This is a genomic window from Gilliamella sp. Nev6-6 (assembly GCF_001690605.1).
GTDB classification, from domain to species: domain Bacteria; phylum Pseudomonadota; class Gammaproteobacteria; order Enterobacterales; family Orbaceae; genus Gilliamella; species Gilliamella apicola_C.
In genome coordinates, this window is record NZ_LZHP01000016.1 from 25,428 (window position 1) to 42,484 (window position 17,057).

Genomic DNA, 17,057 nt, shown 5'->3' on the forward strand with positions numbered 1-17,057 from the left:
TAGCACGCCATGCGTGCTATTTGTAAATTGAGTTAAAAAAATTATTGATTCTCTTCGGCAGAATTTAACAATTCAGCTAAGTTAGCTGTTGCTTCTTCTGCTGAAATGGTTGCTGGAACCTCATCGACTGATGGCATTGCGCGTTTACGTAAACGTTCTTTATGGTAAGCATAACCAGTACCTGCTGGAATTAATCGACCAACAATAACGTTTTCTTTTAAGCCACGCAGTTCATCATTCTTACCTGCCACCGCAGCTTCAGTTAATACACGAGTCGTTTCTTGGAACGAAGCAGCAGAAATAAACGATTCAGTCGTCAATGATGCTTTAGTAATACCAAGCAAGTCATGCAAGTAAACAATCGGCTCTTTGCCTTGTGCTTCAAGTTCACGATTAATAATCTTCAAGCGAGAAACTTCAAGCTGTTCACCTTCAAGCAGACGAGAACCACCTGGATGAATAACTGTTGCCTTACGTAACATTTGTCGTACGATAACTTCAATATGTTTATCATTGATTTTTACACCTTGCAGACGATAAACTTCTTGAACTTCGTTAACAATATAACGTGTCACCGCATTAACACCACGTAAACGCAGAATATCATGCGCTGATTCAGGACCATCCGAAATCACATCACCACGCCCAACTTGTTCACCTTCAAACACGTTAAGTTGACGCCATTTTGGAATCATCTCTTCGTATGGTTCACTACCATCCAATGGCGTGATAATTAAGCGACGTTTACCTTTTGTTTCTTTACCAAATGAAATAATACCATCAATTTCAGCCAAGATAGCAGACTCTTTTGGTTTACGTGCTTCAAATAAATCAGCAACGCGTGGTAAACCACCGGTAATATCTTTGGTGCCAACAGATGCTTGAGGAATACGAGCAAGTGTGTCACCAATATTAATTTCAGCACCATCTTCCAACTGGACTAATGCTTTACCTGGTAAGAAATATTGAGCAAGCATTTCTGTACCAGCCAAATAGATATCATCACCTTTAGCATCAACAATTTTAATTGCTGGGCGCAGATCTTTACCTACACCAGTACGTTCAGCTACATCTAATATCGCAATAGATGATAAACCTGTTAATTCGTCAGTTTGACGAGTAATAGTTTGCCCATCAATCATATCCACAAAACGAATATACCCTTTAGTCTCAGAGATAACAGGCATTGTATGTGGATCCCAATTAGCAACAGTTTCACCTGCGTCAACTGCCTCGCCATTACCTTTGCTTAAAATCGAACCATAAGGAACTTTATAAGTTTCTTTCATTCGACCTAAATCATCAATAATGGTTAGCTCGGCATTACGCGAAGTAATAACCAATTTCTTGTCTGGGTTAGTTACAAATTTAGCATTAGTTAATTTAATACTACCTTTGTTTTTAACTTGGACACTTGATTCCGCTGCTGCTCGCGATGCCGCACCACCGATATGGAACGTACGCATGGTTAACTGTGTACCTGGTTCACCGATTGATTGTGCAGCAATAACACCGATTGCTTCACCTTTATTGACCAAGTGACCACGGGCTAAATCACGACCATAGCATTTTGCACAAACACCAAAGTCAGTATCACACGAAACAACAGAACGGACTTTAACACTATCTACAGATTCAGCTTCAAGTAAGTCACATTTACTTTCATCAAGTAACGTGTTGCGCGGAATTAAGATATCTGCACTGCCTGGTTTTAACACATCTTCAGCAGTAACACGACCTAAAACACGTTCACGAAGTGGCTCTTTAACATCGCCACCTTCGATAACTGGCGTCATCACCACACCTTCTAAAGTGCCACAGTCATCTTCGATAACCACTAAATCTTGTGCAACATCAACTAAACGGCGCGTTAAATAACCTGAGTTCGCTGTTTTTAATGCGGTATCGGCAAGACCTTTACGCGCACCATGGGTCGAAATAAAGTACTGAAGTACGTTTAATCCTTCACGGAAATTTGCTGTAATTGGTGTTTCAATAATTGAGCCATCTGGTTTTGCCATCAAACCACGCATACCAGCAAGCTGACGAATCTGTGCAGCAGAACCACGCGCACCAGAGTCGGCCATCATATAAATACTATTGAAAGAAGACTGAACTTCTTCTTCACCTTTACGGTTAATCACTTTTTCAGTTGATAAGTTATCCATCATGGCTTTAGCAACGCGTTCATTGGCTGCTGCCCAAATATCAATAACTTTGTTATAACGTTCACCTGCCGTTACTAAACCTGATTGGAACTGTTCTTGAATCTCAGCAACTTCAATTTCAGCCTCATTGATGATTTGCGATTTCTTCGCTGGAATTTCCATATCATCAATACCAACCGATACACCAGAACGCGCAGCGTAGGCAAACCCTGTGTACATAATTTGGTCAGCTAAAATAACTGTATCTTTCATGCCTAATTGGCGATAACAGATATTTAAAATTTTAGAGATTGCTTTTTTACCAAGTGGTTGATTAATAACAGAGAAGCTCATTCCTTTTGGCATAATTAACCATAAGATCGCACGACCAACAGTTGTATCAACAACCGAAGTGGTATCTTCCCACTCACCCACACTATTATGTTGGCTTTCAGTAATACGAACTTTAACTTTAGCGTGCAATTCAACTAAACCTAAACGATATAGTTTTTCAGCTTCTTTAGGCCCTGTTAAAATCATCCCTTCGCCTTTAGCATTGACTTTATCACGAGTCATATAGTAAAGACCTAAAACCACATCCTGAGAAGGAACAATAATAGGCTCACCACTTGCTGGCGAAAGAATATTGTTAGTTGACATCATTAACGCACGAGCTTCTAATTGTGCTTCTAACGTTAATGGAACGTGAACCGCCATTTGGTCACCATCGAAGTCCGCATTAAATGCTGCGCAGACTAATGGATGTAATTGAATCGCTTTACCTTCAATTAGAATCGGTTCAAATGCTTGAATACCTAATCTATGTAATGTAGGTGCACGGTTTAGTAATACTGGATGTTCTCGGATAACTTCATCTAAAATATCCCAAACAACCGCATCTTCACGTTCAACCATTTTTTTCGCTGCTTTAATGGTTGTTGCATAACCGCGACGCTCTAATTTTCCGTAAATAAATGGTTTGAATAATTCAAGTGCCATTTTTTTCGGTAAGCCACATTGATGCAAATGTAAGTAAGGACCTACAGTAATAACCGAACGACCAGAATAGTCAACACGCTTACCTAACAAGTTTTGACGGAAACGACCTTGCTTACCTTTAATCATATCAGCAAGAGACTTCAGTGGACGTTTATTTGAACCGGTAATAGCACGACCACGACGACCATTATCTAATAATGCGTCGACTGATTCTTGTAACATCCGTTTTTCGTTACGGACAATGATATCTGGTGCGGCTAAATCTAATAAGCGTTTTAAACGATTATTACGGTTAATAACTCGACGGTAAAGATCATTTAAATCTGACGTTGCAAAACGTCCACCGTCAAGTGGTACCAATGGGCGCAAATCTGGTGGTAACACTGGTAATACGTTTAGAATCATCCATTCAGGTTTATTTTCTGATTGAATAAATGCTTCAATAATTTTAATACGTTTCGTCAGTTTTTTACGTTTAGTTTCAGAATTAGTGGTAGCAAGTTCATCACGTAACGCTTCACATTCTGCTTGCACATCAATATTACGTAATAATTCTTGAATCGCTTCTGCACCCATGCGCGCATCAAATTCATCACCGAACTCTTCTAACGCATCTAAATATTGTTCTTCCGTTAAAATTTGCCCACGGTCAAGATTTGTCATGCCACCATCAAGAACCATAAATGATTCAAAATAAAGTACACGCTCAATATCACGTAGTGGCATATCAAGTAATAAACCGATACGAGATGGTAATGATTTTAAAAACCAAATATGCGCAGTTGGTGATGCAAGCTCAATATGCCCCATGCGCTCACGGCGCACTTTAGCTTGAGTCACTTCCACACCACATTTTTCACAAATTACACCACGGTGTTTTAAACGTTTATATTTTCCACATAAACATTCATAATCTTTTACTGGTCCAAAAATACGTGCGCAAAACAATCCATCACGTTCTGGTTTGAACGTACGGTAGTTGATTGTTTCAGGCTTTTTAACTTCACCAAAAGACCATGAGCGAATCATATCAGGAGAGGCTAGGCCTATCTTAATAGCATCAAAATCTTCTGTTTTTGTTTGTGCTTTTAGAAACTTTAGTAAGTCTTTCACAATTGACTCCTATGGAGTTAAACCAATTAGATAACTTATTATTGCTAATAAGTTATCCCTATAAATAGAAATCATTTAAGTTAGCAAAATTACTCTTCATCTAACTCGATATTGATACCTAGCGAACGAATCTCTTTTAATAGTACATTAAATGATTCAGGGATCGCAGGCTCCATACGATGATCGCCATCTACAATATTTTTATACATCTTCGTACGACCGTTTACGTCATCTGATTTGACAGTTAACATTTCTTGTAGGGTATAAGCTGCACCATATGCTTCAAGTGCCCATACTTCCATCTCACCAAAACGTTGACCACCAAATTGAGCTTTACCACCTAATGGTTGCTGAGTAACTAAACTATATGAACCAGTAGAACGAGCATGCATTTTGTCATCAACTAAGTGATTCAATTTCAGCATATACATGTAACCTACAGTTACCGGACGTTCAAACTGCTCACCTGTACGCCCATCGTATAAGGTAATTTGACCAGATGTTGGTAAATCGCCTAAATCAAGTAGTGCTTTAATTTCTTGCTCTTTAGCACCATCAAACACAGGTGTTGCAAGTGGCATACCATTACGTAAGTTTTGCGCAAGCGTCATAACTTCTTGATCCGTAAATTCGTCCACATTCACTTTTTGTGCTGCGCCTAAACCAAGATCGTACGCTTTTTGGATAAATTCACGTAATTTAGCTAATTCTTGCTGCTCTTTTAGCATAGTGTCGATCTTCTGACCAATGCCTTTAGCGGCCATACCCAAGTGAGTTTCTAGTATTTGTCCGATATTCATACGAGATGGAACACCTAATGGATTTAATACAATATCAACTGGGCGACCCTTGTCATCATATGGCATGTCTTCAATTGGATTAATTTTAGAGATAACCCCTTTGTTACCATGACGACCTGCCATCTTATCACCAGGCTGAATTTGACGTTTAACCGCCAAGTAAACTTTAACAATTTTAAGCACTCCTGGCTGTAAATCATCGCCTTGAGTGATCTTCATGCGTTTAGCTTCTAGCTTTTTATTAAATTCAGCTTTGATTTCTTCATGTTGCTCAGCAAGTTGTTCTAATTGAGCTTGCTTATCTTCGTTAGCTATACCGATTGTCAGCCATTTTTCACGAGGTAAAGCATCCAATTTATCTGCTTTGATGCCACCAGAAATAAGCACATCACGAATACGAGCAAATAGCGCAGCTTCTAAGATTTTAAGCTCTTCAGTTAAGTCTTTTCTTGCTTGTTTAAGTTGCATTTCTTCAATTTCAAGTGCACGTTTATCTTTTTGTACACCATCACGAGTAAACACTTGAACATCAATAACTGTACCTGAAACACCATTTGGCACACGCAACGAAGTATCTTTAACATCAGATGCTTTTTCGCCGAATATGGCACGCAGTAATTTTTCTTCTGGGGTTAATTGTGTTTCACCTTTAGGCGTTACTTTACCAACCAGAATATCGCCACCTTGGACTTCAGCACCAATATAAACAATACCTGACTCATCAAGTTTAGATAATGCAGCTTCACCCACATTTGGAATATCAGCAGTAATTTCTTCTGCACCTAACTTTGTATCTCGAGAGACACAAGATAATTCTTGAATATGAATAGAGGTGAAACGATCATCTTGCACTACTTTTTCAGAGACTAAAATAGAATCCTCAAAGTTATAACCATTCCATGGCATAAATGCCACACGCATGTTTTGACCTAATGCTAATTCACCTAAGTCAGTAGATGGACCATCGGCAAGTACATCGCCACGTTCAACTTTCTCACCTAATTCCACACATGGAATTTGATTAATACAAGTATTTTGGTTAGAACGGGTATATTTAGTTAAGTTATAAATATCAATACCTGTTTCACCAGCGTATATCTCATCAGCGTTAACATTAACAACAATACGTGATGCGTCTACATATTGCACTGTACCACCACGGCGTGCTACTGCTGTTACACCAGAGTCAACTGCTACAGCACGTTCCATACCAGTTCCAACAAACGGTTTTTCCGCTTTTAACGTAGGTACTGCTTGACGTTGCATGTTCGCACCCATTAAGGCACGGTTCGCATCGTCATGCTCAAGAAATGGAATTAATGAAGCACCAACTGATACGATTTGTTGAGTTGATACGTCCATATAATGAACTTGTTCAGGACTATATAAACCTGATTCACCATTTAAACGACATGTCACTAAATCTTCTTTAAAGCGACCATCTTCATCAAGGTTTGAGTTTGCCTGAGCAATCACAAATTCACTTTCATCAATCGCTGATAGATAATTAATTTCATCAGTTACGATGCCATCAATAACTCGACGATACGGCGTTTCTAAGAAACCATACTCATTAGTCCGCGCATAAACCGCTAATGAATTAATCAAACCGATATTTGGACCTTCCGGTGTTTCAATCGGGCAAACACGACCATAATGCGTTGGATGCACGTCACGCACTTCAAACCCTGCTCGTTCACGAGTTAAACCGCCTGGACCTAATGCAGATATTCGGCGTTTGTGCGTAATTTCAGATAATGGGTTATTTTGATCCATAAACTGCGATAGCTGACTAGAGCCAAAAAATTCACGAATCGCAGCTGAAATTGGTTTCGCATTAATCATATCTTGTGGCATGAGCGAATCGAGATCACCTAGAGATAAGCGCTCTTTCACTGCTCGCTCAACACGAACTAAACCAATACGGAATTGGTTTTCTGCCATTTCACCAACGCTACGAATACGACGATTGCCTAAATGGTCAATATCATCAACTTCACCGTGACCATTTCGAATAGCAATCAATTTTTTCATCACGTCAACGATATCATCTTTCGTTAAAACGCTTTCGCCTTCAATGTCATCACGACCTAAAGAACGATTAAACTTCATACGACCAACAGCAGATAAATCATAGCGCTCGTCAGAGAAGAATAAATTATCAAATAATGCTTCAGCTGCTTCTTTTGTTGGCGGCTCACCTGGGCGCATCATGCGATAAATTTCAACTAACGCACCTAATCGGTCACGCGTTGAATCAACATTTAATGTTTCAGAAATAAATGCACCATGATCTAAATCATTAGTGAACAAGGTTTCTATTCTTTTATATCCCGCATTGGTTAATTGAAGTAATAACTCTAGCGAGATTGGAGTATTAGCAAAAGCAATTACCTCGCCCGTTGCTTCATCAACATAATTTTTAGCAAGAACTTTATTAACGATATATTCAACAGGTACATCAATTTTACTAACATTATCTTTTTCTAACTCACGAATGTGACGAGCAGTAATACGACGACCTTTTTCAACATAAATTTTACCTTTTGATTCAATATCAAATAGTGCTGTGTCGCCCCGTAAACGCTCTGGAACAAGATCCATTTTTAACTTAGATTTACCAACTTCAAAAATGGTTTTCTCAAAGAAAATGTCTAAAATTTCTTCCGTTTCAAAACCTAACGCACGTAAAATAATTGTTGCTGGAAGCTTACGGCGACGGTCAATACGAGCGAAAAGATTATCTTTTGGATCAAATTCAAAATCAAGCCAAGAGCCACGATAAGGAATAATCCGAGCATTGTATAGAACTTTACCAGAAGAGTGTGTTTTACCTTTATCACTATCAAAGAACACACCAGGACTACGATGCAATTGCGATACGATTACACGCTCGGTGCCGTTGATCACAAATGTACCATTGTCCGTCATCAAAGGAATTTCGCCCATATAGACGTCTTGCTCTTTAATATCTTTAACTGTTCCTTCTGGCGCATCTTTATCATAAATCACTAAACGTAATTTTACACGCAACGGTGCTGAGTAAGTGATCCCTCTAATTTGACATTCTTTAACATCAAACACAGGTTCGCCCATCTTAAAGCTCACGTATTGCAACTCAGCGTTACCGCTATAACTTTTTATCGGAAATATTGAACGAAATGCGGCTTCTAAGCCATATTGGCCTTCTGGATCTTGCTCAATAAATTTCTGGAACGAATCAAGTTGAATAGAAAGAAGATACGGTATATCCAAGACTTGTGGACGCTTACCAAAATTCTTACGAATTCGCTTTTTCTCGGTATAAGAGTAAACCATTAGTTCCTCAACTTGCTTATCTGCTATTCTAGCATGATTAAATATTCATCAGGATTACTATCGCTAACTGATGGCACCTGACACCTCATCGAAAATATCTATAAATATCAATTGATTAGGCTTAATAAATATACTATTTCTTTATTACTTTTATTGATAATCTTCAAATAAAATTCTTTAACTTATTATAGCGCAAAAAGGCTGGAGGTATAAAACCCCCAGCCATTTGCTGTGTTATCGATAAACTTATTTAAGTTCGACAACCGCACCAGATTCTTCAAGTGCCTTTTTAAGCTCATCGGCATCAGCTTTACTAACAGCTTCTTTAACAGTTGCTGGAGCTGATTCAACAAGATCTTTAGCTTCTTTTAAGCCTAAACCAGTTGCACCACGAACTGCTTTGATAACAGCAACTTTGTTAGCGCCAACATCTTTTAAGATTACATCAAATTCAGTTTTTTCTTCTGCTGCTTCAGCAGGACCCGCTGCGGCTACAGCTACAGCTGCTGCTGCAGAAACACCAAATTTTTCTTCCATCATCGATACAAGTTCAACAACGTCCATAACAGACATTTCAGCAACTGCATCTAAAATTTGTTCTTTAGTGATAGACATAATATAGTTTCCTAAATTTACATTTTTTTAATTAATAAAATTCACAATCAAGCTGCTTCTTTTTGATCGCGAACCGCTGCAAGAGTGCGAACCAATTTGCCAGCTGCGGCTTCTTTCATGGTTGACATCAAGCGAGCTAATGCTTCTTCATAAGTAGGTAATGTTGCTAAGCGATCAATATTCGCTGCAGTAATTAACTCACCTTCAAAGGCTGCGGCTTTTATCTCAAATTTATCATTTTCCTTTGCAAACGCCTTAAAAATACGCGCTGCAGCACCTGGGTGCTCACTTGAAAACGCAATTAGAGTTGGACCAACAAACGTATCTTTCAAACACTCGTATTGAGTGCCCTCAACAACACGGCGTAATAGCGTATTACGAACAACACGCATATAAACACCCGCTTCGCGAGCAGATTTACGTAATGCAGTCATTTTTTCTACAGTTACGCCACGAGAATCAGCAACAACTGCAGATAGCGCACCTTTGGCGATTTCATTAACTTCAGCAACAATTTCTTGTTTATTTTGAAGATTTAGTGCCATTGGTATTGCTCCTGGATTATACTAGGCAAAGCCTAGACTTATTTTAACTAACTACAATATGTAGCTAGCACAACCACGATGAGCAGAATCCCTCTATTATATCTTATCAGGCTCTGTCACCGTCTACGTAGGAAAATTAAGTAGTCAAAACTCAACTACACCTACGGTCTTGGACGGGGTCTGGTTAAGGCCAGACACCAACCGATCTTTTTGTTTAATTATTAAATTAATTAAACACTTGCATTTAATGTTGCTTGATCAATTGCAACACCTGCACCCATTGTAGTAGAAAGGCTAACTTTTTTAATAAATACACCTTTCGAAGATGCTGGTTTTGCACGTTTTAAAGCAACAAGTAATGCTTCTAAATTTTCTTTAAGCTTATCTGCATCAAAATCAGCTTTACCGATAGTTGTATGGATAATACCATTTTTATCATTACGGTAACGAATCTGACCAGCCTTAGCATTTTTTACAGCTTCAGCAACGTTAGGAGTTACAGTGCCAACTTTAGGGTTTGGCATTAAACCACGAGGTCCTAAAATTTGACCTAATTGACCAACTACACGCATAGCGTCAGGCGATGCAATAACAACATCAAAGTCCATTTCACCTTTTTTGATTTGATCAGCTAGATCATCCATACCGACTAATTCAGCACCAGCTTCTTTCGCTGCTTCTGCATTTGCTCCTTGAGTAAATACAGCAACGCGTACACTACGTCCTGTGCCATGTGGAAGCACAATTGCACCACGAACATTTTGGTCTGATTTACGTGAATCGATACCTAAATTTACAGCCACGTCAACACTTTCTGTAAATTTAGCAGTAGCTAGTTCTTTTAATAAGGCAATAGCTTCGTTAATGTCATATTGTTTAGTTGCGTTCACTTTTTCGCGGATAAGTTTAGCTTTCTTAGATAATTTAGCCATTGATTAACCCTCCACTTCCAAGCCCATTGAACGTGCAGTTCCTTCAATAGAACTCATCATCGATTCAATAGTAGCACCATTCATATCAGCTGCTTTTAATTCTGCGATTTCGCGAATTTGCGCGCTCGTTACTTTACCTACTTTCTTCTTGTTAGGTTCGCCAGAACCTGACTTGATTTTAGCCGCTTTCTTCAATAAAACAGCTGCTGGAGGTGTTTTGGTTACAAAAGTAAATGAGCGGTCAGAATATACCGTAATTACAACTGGAATTGGTAAACCTTTTTCCATGCTTTCTGTTTTTGCATTAAATGCTTTACAGAATTCCATGATATTAACACCATGTTGACCAAGTGCTGGACCAACTGGCGGACTAGGATTTGCTGCACCAGCTGCAACTTGCAACTTGATGTAAGCTTGTACTTTTTTTGCCATTTTTAGTTTCCTGTGCTCGGGTGCAAACGCCTCTATTAATAATAACTATTAATAAATAGACAGCTCCCCTAAGTTAAATGAGGGCAAAATTATCCTACAACTCGGATAAAATTACAAGATTTATTTAAAAAGAAATAACCAAAGCAAGGTAAACACCTTGCTTTTAAGTTACAACTAAATGAAATAACAATAAATTTAAAGTACGTTAACTGCATTAAGCTCTTTAAACGCAAGCTCTAAACGAGCAACTAAAGAGTCTTGACCTTTACGTAACCATACGCGAGGGTCGTAGTATTTTTTATTTGGCGCATCAGCACCTTCAGGATTACCTAATTGCCCTTGTAAGTAAGCTTCATTGGCTTTGTAGTAATTCAACACACCTGCCCAGTTAGCCCATTGAGTATCTGTATCAATATTCATTTTAATGACACCATAACTCACTGCTTCAGCAATTTCTTCTGGTGTAGAACCAGATCCGCCATGGAACACAAAGTTTAATGATTTTTCAGGTAAGTTAAACTTCTCTGATACATATTTTTGTGAATTATCTAAAATTTTTGGCGTTAATTTCACATTACCTGGCTTATAAACACCATGTACATTACCAAATGACGCGGCAATAGTAAAACGAGGACTAATTGCACTTAAACGTTCGTAAGCATAAGCCACATCTTCTGGTTGAGTATAGAGTGCTGAGCTATCCATATGGCTATTATCAACGCCATCTTCTTCACCACCAGTACAACCTAATTCTAACTCTAAAGTCATTTTCATTGCTGACATACGAGCAAGGTATTGACAACAAATATCAATGTTATCTTTTAATGACTCTTCTGAAAGATCTATCATATGAGATGAAAATAATGGTTTACCTGTTTTAGCAAAATGTGTTTCACCTGCATCAAGTAATCCATCAACCCATGGAAGTAATTTTTTAGCACAATGATCAGTGTGGACAATAACCGGCACACCATATTTTTCAGCCATAAGATGAACATGTTTGGCACCAGAGATCGCTCCTAAAACAGCGCACTCTTGCCCTTCCAGTTTTAACCCTTTACCGGCGATAAACTGAGCACCACCATTAGAAAACTGTACAATAACAGGTGAGCCAACTTTAGCGGCTGTTTCAATTACTGCATTGATGGTATTAGTATCAACACAGTTTACAGCGGGTAATGCAAAATTATTTTCACGTGCAACTTGAAAAACTTTTTGAACATCGTCACCAGTTACAACACCAGGTTTAACAACATCAGAAATCTTTGTAGCCATTTTATTACCTATAAATTTATTTATATAAAAAGTAAAGGATGAGTAACTATCTCATCCTTTTCACTGAACCTATATTATGCTTTTGCTCTAGCTTCTAGCATTGCAACAGCAGGAAGTTTTTTACCTTCAACAAACTCAAGGAAAGCACCACCACCGGTTGAAATATAAGAAATTTTATCTTCAATGCCAAATAAATCAATTGCGGCTAAAGTATCACCACCACCAGCAATTGAGAAACCTTCGCTATCTGCAATTGCTTTCGCAACAATTTCAGTGCCACGGCGGAAATTTGGGAATTCAAAAACACCCACTGGACCATTCCATAAAATGGTTTTAGCGTTCTTGATAATATCTGCTAATACTTCAGCTGATTTATCGCCTAAATCAAGAATTTGTTCGTTTTCTTTAACGTCTTTTACTGATTTTTCAGTGGCAGTTGCAGTCTCACTAAACTCTGTTGCAACTCGGACATCAGTAGGTACTGGAATTTCACAATTTGCCATTAATTTTTTCGCTTCAGGAATTAAATCGGCTTCATAAAGTGATTTACCAACATCATAACCTTCAGCTGCAATAAATGTATTTGCGATACCGCCACCAACAATAATTTGATCGGCAATTTTTGATAATGAATCAAGTACAGTTAACTTAGTTGATACTTTTGATCCAGCAACAATTGCAACCATTGGTCTTGCTGGATTATCAAGTGCTTTACCTAAAGCATCAAGTTCAGCGGCTAATAATGGACCAGCACAAGCAACTGGCGCAAATTTACCTGCACCATGAGTTGAGGCTTGGGCACGGTGAGCAGTGCCAAATGCATCCATTACATAGATATCACAAAGCGCTGCATATTTTTTAGATAAAGTTTCGTCATCTTTACCTTCACCTACATTGAAACGAACATTTTCTAGAACAACTAATTCGCCTTCTTTTACATCAACGCCATCAAGATAGTCTTTGACTAAACGGACAGGGAATGACACATGTTCTTTTAAATAATCAACAACAGGTTGTAAAGAGAATTCTGGGTTATATTCGCCTTCTGTTGGACGGCCAATATGAGAGGTAACCATTACTTTAGCACCTTTTTTAATGGCATCTTCAATAGTAGGTAGTGATGCTTTAATACGCGCATCTGAAGTTACCTTACCATTTTTAACCGGCACATTAAGATCTGAGCGAATAAATAAGCGTTTTCCTTTTAGATCAAGATCTTGCATTCTAATAATAGACATGAGATTTCCTCTTATAAAATATAATAAAAATAAAACTCTTTTTATTCTAACATAAAATTTCTTTTTAGGTTATAGACTTTAATGAACAAATAATAAACATTTATTATAAATATAAAATTACCAATTATATTTTTTTTGTGCAACGGCATTGACAAAATGGATAAAATCAGGCATATTTTGCCACCTTAATTAATATGTAATTTTTATACAAACTTGGGAGTTGACTTTGGCTAATATCAAATCAGCTAAGAAACGTGCGGTTCAATCCGAAAAACGCCGTAAACATAATGCTAGTAACCGTTCAATGATGCGTACTTATATTAAAAAAGTTTACGCAGCTGTTGCAGCTGGTGATAAACAAACAGCTGAAGTAGCATTCAAAGACATGCAAGCAGTTGTTGACCGTCAAGCGGCTCGTGGCTTAATTCACAAGAACAAAGCTGCACGTCATAAAGCAAATTTAATTAAACAAATTAAAGCATTAGCATAATATATTTATCTGTTAACTATCATAGTTAAAGAAAAATAACAAAAAGTGGTGTAAGCCACTTTTTTTATTTATATACTAATCATTCATGCAATATTAATAAAATAATAGAAGAGAGTTTATTGTGGTTCAGCGCGATTATGTAAGAAAAAAGAGCCAACCCCAAAAAAACAAGCAAAAAAATAAGCCTAATTTGATGATGTTCTTGGCTATTATTATCATTATTCTATTTTCCGCTATCCTTTATCTTATTGCAAACAATTCCCCTAAAAAAGCTATTGAACGACCAAAAGCAAAAACGCAACCGCCTGTGATAACTTTACCAGAGCAACCACAAGAGCGCTGGACATATCTAAAAGAATTGGAAGCGCCTAATGCTAGTTCTGGCTTATCATCAAGCTCAATTGCTAATGAAAGACAAAAAATATTAGATAGTTTTATTAATAATGCACGTATCGCTACACCTTCCTCACCAGGAAATACAATACAAAATCAGACTTCGAACATAGCATCACAAACAGCACAAACTATTAACAATAAATGGCTATTACAATGTGGAGCATTCAAGGATAAATCTAATGCCGACACACTCAAAGCCAAGCTTGCTATGACAGGCATTAGTAGCAACATTTCTTCAGGTCAGTTATATCGCGTCACCGTAGGGCCATATACGAGTAAAAAAGAAGCGAATAGCGTATTAAACTCATTAAATGATAATGGGATTAATAATTGTGTTATTTCTAACTAGAAAAAAACGATGAAACTACTTAATAAAATACAGCTATTTACCAAAATGTTATGGGTTAGGATCAATAACGATCGCCTAACAACCTATTCTGCTGGGCTTGCTTATACTACGATACTTGCACTAGTTCCCCTTATTACCGTTATATTTTCATTACTGTCCGCTTTCCCGATGTTTGATGATGCTAGCCAATCATTAAAACAATTAATTTATAATAATCTTGTTCCTACCGCTAGTGATACCATCCAAAGCTACCTAGAACAGTTCATCACCAATACGAAAAAAATGACCTTTGTTGGCATAATTGGATTGATTGTTACATCTCTACTGCTCATCAATTCCATTAATACAACACTTAATCGTATTTGGAAAACTAAACGAAAACGTTCTTTTATGTACAATCTAGCTATATACTGGACAATATTAACGTTGGGTCCCATCTTAGTCGGCTCTAGCATAGCTGTCAGCTCTTACATATTTTCGCTAAAATGGTTTTCAACAGCAGCAACAAATACTATTTTACTTAGCATGCTGCCATTTATAATTTCGGTGATCGGATTTTGGTTACTTTATAGTATTATTCCGACCGAACCTGTGCCATTAAAAGAATCACTCATTGGTGCACTTGTCGCTGCAATATTATTTGAATTAGGCAAACGTGCTTTTTCGCTATATGTTACTTCATTTCCAACATATCAACTTATTTACGGTGTTGTATCATCCATCCCCATTATGTTAGTTTGGGTTTATTTTTCTTGGTGTATTGTGTTGTTCGGTGCTGAATTTGCTGCAACTTTAACTGACTATAACCAACAAAAAAAGCATGGAGTTGATAACCAGCCATTATCGGAGTAATTAATTTATGATCGCCTTAATCCAACGAGTTAAACAAGCTAGTGTTACAGTAGACAATAATATTCTTGGGCAGATTAATCAGGGTTTACTAATTTTACTCGGTGTTGAGCAAGGTGATGACGAACAAAAAGCAATTCGTTTATGTGAAAAGGTATTAGGTTACCGTATTTTCAGTGATAGCGAAGGAAAGATGAACTTAAATGTTAGCCAAGCTAACGGCGAAGTATTGGTTGTTTCTCAATTCACACTGGCAGCAGATACTAAAAAAGGAATGCGTCCTAGTTTTACTAAAGGCGCAAAACCTGATGAAGCAAATAAACTTTACCAAGTTTTTGTCGAACAATGCCAACAAAAAATATCAACTAAAACAGGACAATTTGCCGCCGACATGCAAGTATCTTTGATCAACGATGGCCCAGTAACATTTTGGTTACAAGTTTAACCATATAATCAAAAATACATTTTGATTATATTTGATAAATTATCGCTGTTTTTTATATTTCATTAACAATAATTGAAATGAGTTCTTTTAATTTCCTGTTAATTTTAACATATCGGATACTAGCAAAGTAGAAGATGAGCATTAACTAAATTAATCATCAATCGTTAAATTACGAGTAGTCAAATCATATGGCGTTAACTGATAAACATAATAGTTAAGCCAGTTACTAAATAACAAATATGCATGGCTACGCCACGTTGCTTTTGGTGCAATATCAGGGTTATTATCAGGAAAATAATTATAAGGAATATCTGGATTCATACCTGCCTTTACATCACGAACATATTCATTAGCTAATGTAAATGAGTCATATTCTGGATGCCCTGTTACAAATGCCATACGTTTATCAGGGGTTGCCATTAAATAAGGCCCTGTGATATCGGACTTTGCCAGGATGGTTAAATCTGTATAATTGCTAATTTTATCAATTGGAAAATCCGCATAACGGGAGTGTGGAGCTAAAAAAGTATCATCAAATCCACGAGTTAAAATTGCATTAGCCTGAGCAATTTGGTGCTGATAAACGCCTGACAGCTTATGTGCACGAGTAAATTTAGGTAAATCATATAATATATTCAATGCAGCTTGAACGGCCCAACAAACAAACATAGTCGATGTCACATGATCTTTTGCCCACGTTATAATTTCAGTTAATTTAGGCCAATAAACAACATCAGAAAAAGCGACTTTACCCAAAGGCGCACCAGTAATAATTAATCCATCAAAATTTTGTTCGCGAATATCATCAAAATCACAATAAAAGCTGTTTAAATGCTCAACTGGTGTATTTTTTGACTCACGTTGATCGATACGTAGTAATTGAATATTTATCTGTAAAGATGAATTAGATAGTAAGCGTAAAAATTGATTTTCAGTCTCTATTTTTTTAGGCATGAGGTTTAGAAAAAGAAGCTTTAGTGGACGAATTTCTTGATTATTAGCTCGTGATGAGGTCATAACAAACACATTTTCATTACGTAACACATCAACAGCGGGTAATGAGTCAGGAATACAAATAGGCATAACAAAAGCTCCTAAAAACGATAAATTAGTT

13 protein-coding genes are annotated in these 17,057 nt (G+C 37.4%); 4 read left to right on the plus strand and 9 right to left on the minus strand.

The features are described from left to right. Positions 1–41: 41 nt before the first annotated feature. From rpoC to pgk, 8 genes are all read right to left on the minus strand, one after another. Positions 42–4,259 (minus strand): DNA-directed RNA polymerase subunit beta', encoded by a 4,218-nt coding sequence (rpoC, locus tag A9G42_RS02000; RefSeq protein ID WP_065652488.1) that lies wholly within the window; start codon positions 4,257–4,259, stop codon positions 42–44. An 89-nt stretch (positions 4,260–4,348) separates the two neighbouring features. Continuing rightward, positions 4,349–8,377: a DNA-directed RNA polymerase subunit beta gene (gene rpoB / locus A9G42_RS02005; protein ID WP_065652489.1), complete on the minus strand. Its 4,029-nt coding sequence runs from the start codon at positions 8,375–8,377 to the stop codon at positions 4,349–4,351. Between the two features lie 246 nt (positions 8,378–8,623). Further along, entirely contained in the window at positions 8,624–8,992 is a 369-nt protein-coding gene (gene rplL / locus A9G42_RS02010; RefSeq protein WP_065567426.1) for a 50S ribosomal protein L7/L12, read from the minus strand. A 47-nt stretch (positions 8,993–9,039) separates the two neighbouring features. Further along, a complete protein-coding gene (gene rplJ / locus A9G42_RS02015) occupies positions 9,040–9,537 on the minus strand; it encodes a 50S ribosomal protein L10 (RefSeq protein ID WP_065567425.1) in 498 nt (165 codons plus the stop codon). A gap of 230 nt (positions 9,538–9,767) precedes the next feature. Continuing rightward, on the minus strand, positions 9,768–10,469 hold the full coding sequence (gene rplA, locus A9G42_RS02020; RefSeq protein WP_065567424.1) for a 50S ribosomal protein L1: 702 nt from the start codon (positions 10,467–10,469) through the stop codon (positions 9,768–9,770). 3 nt (positions 10,470–10,472) lie between these two features. Then, on the minus strand, positions 10,473–10,901 hold the full coding sequence (gene rplK, locus A9G42_RS02025; protein ID WP_065567423.1) for a 50S ribosomal protein L11: 429 nt from the start codon (positions 10,899–10,901) through the stop codon (positions 10,473–10,475). A 195-nt stretch (positions 10,902–11,096) separates the two neighbouring features. Beyond that, the gene (gene fbaA / locus A9G42_RS02030) at positions 11,097–12,176 is read right to left on the minus strand and encodes a class II fructose-bisphosphate aldolase (protein ID WP_065567422.1); all 1,080 of its coding nucleotides are present in this window, start codon (positions 12,174–12,176) and stop codon (positions 11,097–11,099) included. Between the two features lie 74 nt (positions 12,177–12,250). Beyond that, a complete protein-coding gene (pgk, locus tag A9G42_RS02035) occupies positions 12,251–13,414 on the minus strand; it encodes a phosphoglycerate kinase (protein ID WP_065567421.1) in 1,164 nt (387 codons plus the stop codon). A 226-nt stretch (positions 13,415–13,640) separates the two neighbouring features. Between pgk and rpsT the strand changes: the two genes are divergently transcribed. From rpsT to dtd, 4 genes are all read left to right on the plus strand, one after another. Next, a complete protein-coding gene (rpsT, locus tag A9G42_RS02040; RefSeq protein WP_025316521.1) occupies positions 13,641–13,904 on the plus strand; it encodes a 30S ribosomal protein S20 in 264 nt (87 codons plus the stop codon). Between the two features lie 121 nt (positions 13,905–14,025). Continuing rightward, a complete protein-coding gene (locus A9G42_RS02045) occupies positions 14,026–14,649 on the plus strand; it encodes an SPOR domain-containing protein (protein ID WP_065652490.1) in 624 nt (207 codons plus the stop codon). 9 nt (positions 14,650–14,658) lie between these two features. Then, on the plus strand, positions 14,659–15,501 hold the full coding sequence (locus tag A9G42_RS02050) for a virulence factor BrkB family protein (protein WP_065588392.1): 843 nt from the start codon (positions 14,659–14,661) through the stop codon (positions 15,499–15,501). Positions 15,502–15,508: 7 nt separating this feature from the next. Then, complete coding sequence (dtd, locus tag A9G42_RS02055) at positions 15,509–15,943, plus strand: D-aminoacyl-tRNA deacylase (RefSeq protein WP_065652491.1); 435 nt, start codon at positions 15,509–15,511, stop codon at positions 15,941–15,943. A 150-nt stretch (positions 15,944–16,093) separates the two neighbouring features. Here the strand turns inward: dtd and metA are convergent, their stop codons facing one another. Next, complete coding sequence (gene metA, locus A9G42_RS02060) at positions 16,094–17,026, minus strand: homoserine O-acetyltransferase MetA (protein WP_065652492.1); 933 nt, start codon at positions 17,024–17,026, stop codon at positions 16,094–16,096. Positions 17,027–17,057 lie beyond the last annotated feature (31 nt).

Coding starts and splice junctions, on each gene's coding strand:
- rplA (WP_065567424.1), bottom strand. CDS start 10,469: ATGGCTAAATTATCTAAGAAAGCTAAACTTATCCGCGAAAAAGTGAAC.
- A9G42_RS02050 (WP_065588392.1), top strand. CDS start 14,659: ATGAAACTACTTAATAAAATACAGCTATTTACCAAAATGTTATGGGTT.
- dtd (WP_065652491.1), top strand. CDS start 15,509: ATGATCGCCTTAATCCAACGAGTTAAACAAGCTAGTGTTACAGTAGAC.
- rpoB (WP_065652489.1), bottom strand. CDS start 8,377: ATGGTTTACTCTTATACCGAGAAAAAGCGAATTCGTAAGAATTTTGGT.
- metA (WP_065652492.1), bottom strand. CDS start 17,026: ATGCCTATTTGTATTCCTGACTCATTACCCGCTGTTGATGTGTTACGT.
- rplK (WP_065567423.1), bottom strand. CDS start 10,901: ATGGCAAAAAAAGTACAAGCTTACATCAAGTTGCAAGTTGCAGCTGGT.
- rplJ (WP_065567425.1), bottom strand. CDS start 9,537: ATGGCACTAAATCTTCAAAATAAACAAGAAATTGTTGCTGAAGTTAAT.
- fbaA (WP_065567422.1), bottom strand. CDS start 12,176: ATGGCTACAAAGATTTCTGATGTTGTTAAACCTGGTGTTGTAACTGGT.
- pgk (WP_065567421.1), bottom strand. CDS start 13,414: ATGTCTATTATTAGAATGCAAGATCTTGATCTAAAAGGAAAACGCTTA.
- rplL (WP_065567426.1), bottom strand. CDS start 8,992: ATGTCTATCACTAAAGAACAAATTTTAGATGCAGTTGCTGAAATGTCT.